5 protein-coding genes and 2 pseudogenes are annotated in these 8,872 nt (G+C 24.5%); 1 reads left to right on the top strand and 6 read right to left on the bottom strand.

Features of this window, described 5'->3' with window-relative positions; translation table 11 throughout:
- The 6 genes and pseudogenes from hfq to G3997_RS04045 form a co-directional block, all read right to left on the bottom strand.
- Positions 1–245 (bottom strand): RNA chaperone Hfq (gene hfq / locus G3997_RS04070; RefSeq protein WP_296648529.1); only part of this gene is annotated, 245 nt, incomplete at its 3' end.
- Between the two features lie 70 nt (positions 246–315).
- Entirely contained in the window at positions 316–1,248 is a 933-nt protein-coding gene (gene miaA, locus G3997_RS04065; protein WP_296648526.1) for a tRNA (adenosine(37)-N6)-dimethylallyltransferase MiaA, read from the bottom strand.
- A 16-nt stretch (positions 1,249–1,264) separates the two neighbouring features.
- Positions 1,265–3,364: pseudogene (mutL, locus tag G3997_RS04060) on the bottom strand (DNA mismatch repair endonuclease MutL).
- 72 nt (positions 3,365–3,436) lie between these two features.
- Positions 3,437–6,294 (bottom strand): annotated as a pseudogene (mutS, locus tag G3997_RS11570) (DNA mismatch repair protein MutS).
- A gap of 30 nt (positions 6,295–6,324) precedes the next feature.
- Entirely contained in the window at positions 6,325–6,939 is a 615-nt protein-coding gene (locus G3997_RS04050; protein WP_296648522.1) for a GNAT family N-acetyltransferase, read from the bottom strand.
- Between the two features lie 210 nt (positions 6,940–7,149).
- The gene (locus G3997_RS04045; RefSeq protein ID WP_296648515.1) at positions 7,150–8,181 is read right to left on the bottom strand and encodes a hypothetical protein; all 1,032 of its coding nucleotides are present in this window, start codon (positions 8,179–8,181) and stop codon (positions 7,150–7,152) included.
- Between the two features lie 143 nt (positions 8,182–8,324).
- Between G3997_RS04045 and G3997_RS04040 the strand changes: the two genes are divergently transcribed.
- Positions 8,325–8,872 (top strand): NUDIX hydrolase (locus tag G3997_RS04040; RefSeq protein ID WP_296648512.1); only part of this gene is annotated, 548 nt, incomplete at its 3' end.

The raw sequence follows: 8,872 nt of genomic DNA, 5'->3' as shown, positions 1-8,872 counted from the left end.
CTATTATTTTGTTGATTATTATTTTGCATATTTATATGTCTAGAAGGTATTATAGTAGATACTGCATGCTTATATATCATATTTTGTTGTTTCTTTTCATCTTCTAACATTATTATATAACTATCAAAGCCTTTTACTTGTCCATTAACTTTTACACCATTCATTAAGAATATAGTAACAGGTATTCTTTCTTTTCTAGCATTATTTAAAAATAAATCTTGTAAATTTATAGCTGTATTTTTCATTTGTATATATCCTCCCGATAATTAGTTAAATTAGTAAAATTTACCATTCCTTTATTATATTTTATATAATTTATAGCATTTTTTCAATATGCATAATTATATCGTCTTCAAGTACTTGGCTATCATCATACTCATCTAAGTTAAACCACTTAGCATCACTGTATCTTCTAAACCAAGTTAGCTGGCGTTTTGCATATCTTCTTGAATCTCTTTTTATTATTTCTATAGCTTCCTCTAAAGTATACTCGCCATCTAAGTACTTTATTATTTCTTTATATCCTATACCTTGCATAGATATCATATCTTTTGTGTATCCCATATTTAGTAAAGTTTTAACTTCATCTATTAATCCACTTTCCATCATTATATCTACACGCTTATTTATTCTTTCATATAGATGTTCTCTTTCTCTATTTAGAACTATTATTATAGGTTTATATTTTTCATTAAATCTTAAATCATTAGAGAAATCATTCATTTTTTCTCCACTTAAACAAACTTCAATAGCTCTTATAACTCTTTTAGTGTTATTTTTATGGATTCTCTCAGCTGCTTCATTATCTAATTCTCTTAGCTTATTATGCATATAGTCTATACCATGTTCTTCAAGTTCTAGCCTTAATTTTTCACGAATTTCATTATTTGCATCAGACTTTGCAAAGTCCATATTATATATTAATGAATTTAAGTAAAGTCCAGTTCCTCCTGTAACTAATACTTTCTTTCCTTTATTAKTTATATCATCTATATAATTATAAGCTCTTTCTTGAAATTCAGAAACTGAAAAAGAGTAATCTGGAGTAACTTCATCTACTAAGTAATGTTTTATACCTTGCATTTCTTCATTAGTTACCTTAGCACTACCTATATCCATATATTTATATATTTGCATTGAATCTGCTGATATAATTTCAGCATTTAGTTTCTTTGCAAGATTTATTGATAAGTTAGTTTTTCCAACTGCTGTTGGGCCTGTAAGTATTATAATTGGAGTTTTGTTCATATTAATCCTTCCTAAACTACATAATTCTTTTAAACATCTTTTCTATTTCATTTTTTGTTATTTCTACTATTGTTGGTCTACCATGAGGACATGTAAAAGGATTTTCGCAAGTTTCAAGTTCATTTAATAGYGTTTGTATTTCTATAGTTTGAATTTTATCATTTGCTTTTATCGCTGCTCTACATGCCATAGATGCAAACTTTTCTCCTTTTAACTCATAGTTATTTTTTATTTCTTCTATATTATCGATTATTTGTAGTATGAACTTTTCAGATTCTGGAACACCAAATATAGTTGGTACACATCTTATCATTATATGATTGTTACCAAATAATTCAATTTCAAAACCGAATTTCATGAATAAGTCTAAATTATTTTCAACATGTAACATATCTATATTAGATAATTCTAGTACTATTGGATCAAGTAACATTTGCATATTTATGCTTGATTTATAAAACTTGTCCATATATCTTTCATAAAGTATCTTTTCATGTGCTGCATGTTGATCTAGTAAATACATAGAATTTCCTTTATTCATTATAATGTAGGTATCAAATATAGTTCCAATTATGTTATATCCTGCTAAAGAAAACTTATTTGATGGTACTTCTTCAAAAAACTGTTCTTGTACACTTTCATTTTTATTATCTATATTTTCTATAAATTTATGGCTATACTCAACTTTATTTATAGATTCACTATTTAACTTATAATTTTCTTTTATATTATCTTTAGCTTTATATAAATTTTCTTTAGACTGTTGTTCATTATCTAATTTCTCTATATCTTCAATAGAAAAAGAATTTTCTATACTAATATTTCCTTCTATTATATATTCATCACTACAATCTTCTTTTATTATATTAATATTTTCTAAATCATTTGTATTATTTTTTTTATTATCTTCATATATGTTTTTAWRMTTATDDTCTDTTTCATTATTTTTATTTAGTATATCATTTAATGACATAAAAGAATCAATAGGCTTTTCATCATTTATATCAATTACTTTTATATCGCTTTTTTCATTAGTTTCATATAAATTAATATTTTTATTACTTTCTTTTATTAATATATTTTTAGTTGGTTCTTTTTTTTCATATGTTTCGTACTTTCCTATTAGCGATGATGAAAGTAATGTTTTTCTTAGTATATCTCTAAGTTCTATATACATTTCTTTTTCATTTTCAAACTTTACTTCAAGCTTTGTTGGATGTATATTAACATCTATGCTAGCTGGATTTATAGTAAGTTGTATAAAACATATTGAATGCTTATTTATARGTATAATACCTTTATAAGCTTCACTTATAGCATCTAAAACTATCTTACTTTTTACAAATCTTTTATTTATATATATATGTTGTAAATTCTTATTAGATCTATATATATTGTTATTTCCTATATATCCACTTATCTTAAAGTATTTACATTCATAGTTTATCTCTATTAAGTTTTCACAAATTTCTTTTCCATATATACTTCTTACAACACTTAATAATTTACCATCTCCTGGTGTTGTAAGCATTGATTTATTATTGTTTATATATTTAAATTGAACCTGTGGATTTCCTATTGCAAGTTTATTTATTAAATCACTTATATTTATAGTTTCAGCATGAGTTGATTTTAAGAACTTTTGACGAGCTGGCGTATTAAAAAATATATCTTTTATTATAATAGTTGTACCATTATGAGTTCCTACTGGTTCTTTAGATACTATATGTCCACCTTCAACCAATACTTTAGTTCCTATAGGYTCATCTTTTGTTTTAGTTACCATTTCAAGCCTTGATACAGCACTAATAGATGCTAATGCCTCTCCTCTAAATCCAAGTGAATATAAATCATATAAATCGTCTATATTTTTAATCTTACTTGTAGCATGTCTTAAAAATGATTTATCAACTTCACTAGAAGCTATACCACATCCATTATCAGTTATTCTTATAAGTTTTTTTCCACCATCTAAAATGTCTATAACAACTTTAGTACTTCCCGCATCTATAGAGTTTTCTATTAATTCTTTAACTACAGAAGAAGGTCTTTCAACGACCTCTCCTGCAGCTATTTTATTTATAGTTAAATCATCTAATATGTTGATTCTATTCATATTATCCTCCCCTTTTTACCATACTAGCTTAATATTTAGCTAATTTAAAATGAATTTTAGGGTATTTAATGCTTAGTTATTTTTAGCTTTCTTTTGTAATGAATATAATGCATTTATTGCATCTAATGGAGTCATATTAAGTAAGTCTAGATTTAATATTTCATCCTTTAAGACACTATCACCTATAGTATCAAAACTCATTTGAGTTACTGCTATTTGTGACTGAGCATCATTTTCTTTAATTTTTTTAGATAAATCTTTATTTTCTATATTTAATTTATCATTTTCAGACTTTATATTTTCATAATTTTTAACTAATGATTCATGCTCTAGCTTTAATGCTTCATATTCATTTTTAAAACTATTTTCTTTTAAATTTAATATTTCTTTTTCTAACTTTTCTATGTTTTCAGTGTATATTTTAATATCGTCATTTGATGATATTTCTAAAGTAGCAGTATTTTCAAATACTTTATCGCTATCTTTATTTATAGCTACACTATTATATATATGATTTTTTTCTAAATCACTTAGTATTTCTCTAGATCTATTTATAACTTCATCTGGAAGTTTTGCAAGTTTTGCAACATATATACCATAACTCTTATCCGCACCTGTTGGTATAATTTTTCTTAGGAATATTATATTATCATCATCTTCTTTAACTGCTATTGAGTAGTTTTTAACTTCACTAAACTCATTCTCAAGGTCAGTTAATTCATGATAGTGTGTTGCAAATAAAGTTTTACATTTTATTTTACTTTGAATATATTCAACTATAGACCAAGCTAAACTTATACCGTCGTAAGTACTTGTCCCTCTTCCGATTTCATCAAGTATTACTAAACTTTTATTACTAGCATTTTTAAGTATATGAGATACTTCACTCATCTCAACCATAAATGTTGATTGTCCTTGAGATAAATCATCACTTGCTCCAACTCTTGTAAATATTCTATCAAGTATTGGTATATTTGCATATTCTGCTGGTACAAATGAACCAATGTGTGCCATTAAGGATATTACTGCAGTTTGTCTCATATATGTTGACTTACCTGCCATATTTGGACCTGTAATTATATTTATTATATTTTCACCAGTATTTAGATAAGTGTCATTTGGAACGAAGTTTTCTTCTCCAACTATATTTTCAACTACTGGATGGCGACCATTTTTTATATCTAATTTATCATCTTCATTTATATTAGGTCTTACATAGTTATTCATATAGGCTACAGTAGCCAATGATACAAAAACATCTATATTAGCTATAGTTTTAGATACTTTTTGTATTCTATCTATATTTTTGTATATTTCATTTCTTATATTTACAAATATTTCATATTCTAAAGATTTAATTTTTTCTTCAGCATTTAATATTTTATCTTCTATTTCCTTAAGCTTAGGAGTTATAAATCTTTCCGCATTACTTAATGTTTGCTTTCTTATATATGATTCATCAATTTTTGCAGTATTTAAGTTTGCTTTAGTTATTTCTATAAAATATCCAAATACTTTATTAAATCCGATTTTAAGAGATTTAACACCAGTTTTTTCTCTTTCTTCATTTTCAATTTCTTTTATCATGTAAGCTCCATTTTTAGATATATCACGAAGCTCTTTTAATCCTTCATTAAAGTCTGATTTTATTATATTTCCATCTTTTAAAGTTATTGAAGGTTCTTCAAGTATAGACTCATTAACAAGGTTATATAAATCATTTAAATCATCTAAATCATTTATATAATCTTTAAGCATAGAAGCACTTGATGAGTTTATAGTATCTATTTAAATTGGGTAATTTTTCAATTGAATTTTTTAAATGTATCATTTCTTTTGGAGTTACTTTTTCAAAGGCAATTTTTCCACATATTCGTTCTATATCGTATACATTTTTTAAGATTTCATTTAAGTCTTCACGAAGCATAAAGTCATCTTTAATTTCTTGTATAACATTTAATCTTTCATCAATTTTAACTTTATTAACTAATGGTTCTTCTACATATTTTCTAAGAAGTCTTCCTCCCATAGCCGTAGATGTTTTATCTAATACATGTAAAAGTGAACCTTTTTTCTTATTTCCTCTTATAGTTCCTGTAAGTTCAAGATTAACTCTTGTAAACATATCTAGCACCATATATTCACTAGAATTATATATATTTANNNTATTAATATTTGATGTAACTTGTTTTTGAGTATTATATATATAGTTTAAAAGTATAGATAAACTATATTTTATCAATTCTTTATCATCAAATCTTATATTATTTAAATATTCATTGCTAAAATATTCATTAAGAATATTAGTATTTAAATATTTTTCATCAAAATTTTCATTTATATATATATTGCTTATTGTTGCTATATTTTGAAGCTTTGGTATAAAGTTTAAGTCATTTATTATAATTTCTGTTGGATGAACTTTAGCTATTTCTTCTACTATTTTATCAGTWKKTAAATACGTTGCATTTACTTCWCCTGTACTTATATCAACATAANGTTAATCCACATAAATCTTCTTTTATATATAGTGATAAAAGATAATTATTTTTCTTATTCTCAAGTAAGCTTCCTTCAAGTACTGTACCTGGAGTTACAACTCTTATAACATCCCTTTTTACGATTCCTTTTACAGTAGCTGGGTCTTCAAGTTGTTCTCCTATAGCAACCTTATAACCATTTTCTACTAATTTAGATATATATGAATTTGCAGAATGGAATGGTATACCACACATAGGTGCTCTTTCTTCTAATCCGCATGATTTTCCTGTTAATGCTATTTCAAGTGTTTTTGAAGCTATTATTGCATCTTCAAAGAACATTTCATAAAAATCTCCAAGTCTAAAAAATAGAATACAGTCCGGGTATCTATCTTTGACTTCAAAGTATTGTTTCATCATTGGAGTAAGTTTATTTCTATCTATGTTCATACTCATCCTCCTGTTTATTAATTCTTATGTCTAATTAATTATTATACCATAAGTATTGATTATTATTAAGTTGTGATAAAAATTTAGACTATATCGCCAACGATATATCATCGCTCTCGCTTCAGATATATCCGTTGCTAAAAAATAACCTGAGTATTTATAATACCAACAGTAAAAAGGTTTATCTTTTCCAGAAAACTTAACTTCTCCAACAAAGTTATATCCAAGTTTTTTAAATAAAGAGTTCATTTTTACATTTAAAGAATATGTATCTGCTTTAAGGTAATTTACTCCCTTACTTAGAGCTAAGTCTTTGCAGAAATTCATTAGCTTTGTAGCAACTCCACCATTTCTAAACTTATTATTAATAGCCATTCTATGCGTTACCATACATTTTTCATTTAGTGACCAATTTAAATCTTTGTATTCTGAAGCTTCCTCTTCATCTATACATATAAATCCTTTTATGTAATTATATTCCTCACAAACATATAAGCTCTCATTTTTTATATCATGTATAAAAGTTTCTTTATTTGGATAATTATCATCCCATTGATCATTACCATATGATTTCATTTCTTTAACAGTTTCATTTATTATATACATTATATCTTCTAAATCACTTAACTTTGCTTTTCTAATCATTTACTTACCTCCAAACTGTCATCATTGCTTATTATAATATGAAAAATTATAGTTTTTATTCTATATAGTAATTATATTATGTAAACTAAAGACCTTATATAGAATTATAATATAATTCTATATAAGGTCTTTTATAAAACTTAAATACTTTTTTATCTTTCGAAAATTATTTAAATTCTATTTTCTATTTATAATTTATTTTAATCAAATTTATCCATTTATGTCTTTTGATTTATATGTTTTGTAACAATGTGCAAAATCTCTTGTATTAAATACGTATTTTCCACCTATTTGTGTATAATAAGCACCTGTAGAGTCATATATATCTTTTATCTTTTGAGTTAAGTTTTTATGATAATATCTAAGTTCTTTAAATTCTTTTTTAAGTCTATCACCTGTAAGCCATAATCTATTTGCACTTATATCTGATAGTTTTATATTTTCAAAGTTTAAGTTATTTTTATTTGCATATATATATATTTCTGCTAATATTTCTTGTAAATTTTCATTTGTAAGATCATGCTTTAACTTTTTATATACAATACTTCCCATTCCATCCATACCTTTTTCATTAAGCTTTTCTTGATTTATAAGTGCATGTAGTGGCTGTCTCTTTATATATACATAAGAAGTATCTTCTAGTATATAACTTCCTCTTAAATATTTAGCCGGTCTATATATAACAAGTATAGGGCTATATACACCACCAATTTCTTCTTCATTTAAATCATTTATATCTTCTATTGATGTTAAATTTCCATCAACTTTTATAGTTCCATATCTAGATTTTTCTTTTAAAGAATACATATTTTCATCTTTTATATATTTTATTATTTCATCTATATAATCTTTATCAACTACAAATTCTTCATTATACGAAGTATTTATATATTCATTTTTAATATCTTCTCTAGCTTGATTTATATCATCTATATCTATTCCTAAATGTATACTTAGCATTTTAAATTTTTCTTCTAATGAATTTATATCTATATTTATATAATCTATGACTTTATCTAAATTTTCTTCTGATTTTATATTAAGTAATAAGTCCCCAATATTTTTTTGAGTTATAACAGTGTCTTTTTCAAATAAATATTTACTTATATACTCTTTTAATTTATCTATATTTTTATATATTCTTATATAATCCTTTAGTAATGTATTTTCTTCATTTATTTTATCTACCATATCACTTGGTATGTTTATATATATTCCATCTTCATTTGCATATAATTTCATCTATGTCTCTCCCTTATTATCTAGCTAATTTCTATTATACATATGAGATAAAAAATAATCTACAATCATAATGCTTTTTCTATCAAATTTATTAAAATTTGCATATAATATAGTATTATATTGTAAAACAAAGGAGTAATTATATGATAGAAGATTTAAAAAATAAACTTGAAAACTATAAACCTTATATAAATGGATATAAGGATATGAAAAGAGCTTCAGTTTTGATACCAATAGTAAAAAAAGATAATTCTCATTATATATTATTTGAATTAAGATCTAAAAATTTAAAAACACAACCTAATGAAATATCTTTTCCTGGAGGTAAAATAGAAAATAATGAAAGTCCTCTTGATGCAGTTATAAGAGAAACTTGTGAAGAACTTGGAACGTATAAAGAAAACATAAATATTATATCCCCACTAGATTTACTTATAACACCTGGAAATATGATAATTCATCCTTTTGTCGGATATATAAATGATATAGATAATCTTAATATAAATAAAGATGAAGTTGATCATATTTTCTTAGTTCCAGTATCATATATATTAAAATATGAGCCTTCACTTTATAATAATGAGGTTCAAGTTATCCCAAATGAAAATTTTCCTTATGATATCATTCCTAATAAAAAGGATTATAAATTTGCTACTAGTAACTATAAAGTTTTATTTTATAAATATAAAGA

The organism is Romboutsia sp. 13368, assembly GCF_018336475.1.
GTDB lineage: Bacteria > Bacillota > Clostridia > Peptostreptococcales > Peptostreptococcaceae > Romboutsia.
The sequence above is the reverse complement of the archived record's forward strand: the minus strand, read 5'-3'. Positions and strand labels throughout refer to the sequence as shown.

What these genes read in the sequence shown, in the direction of transcription:
- G3997_RS04045 (WP_296648515.1), bottom strand. Translation starts at nt 8,181, where the DNA reads ATGAAATTATATGCAAATGAAGATGGAATATATATAAACATACCAAGT.
- G3997_RS04050 (WP_296648522.1), bottom strand. Translation starts at nt 6,939, where the DNA reads ATGATTAGAAAAGCAAAGTTAAGTGATTTAGAAGATATAATGTATATA.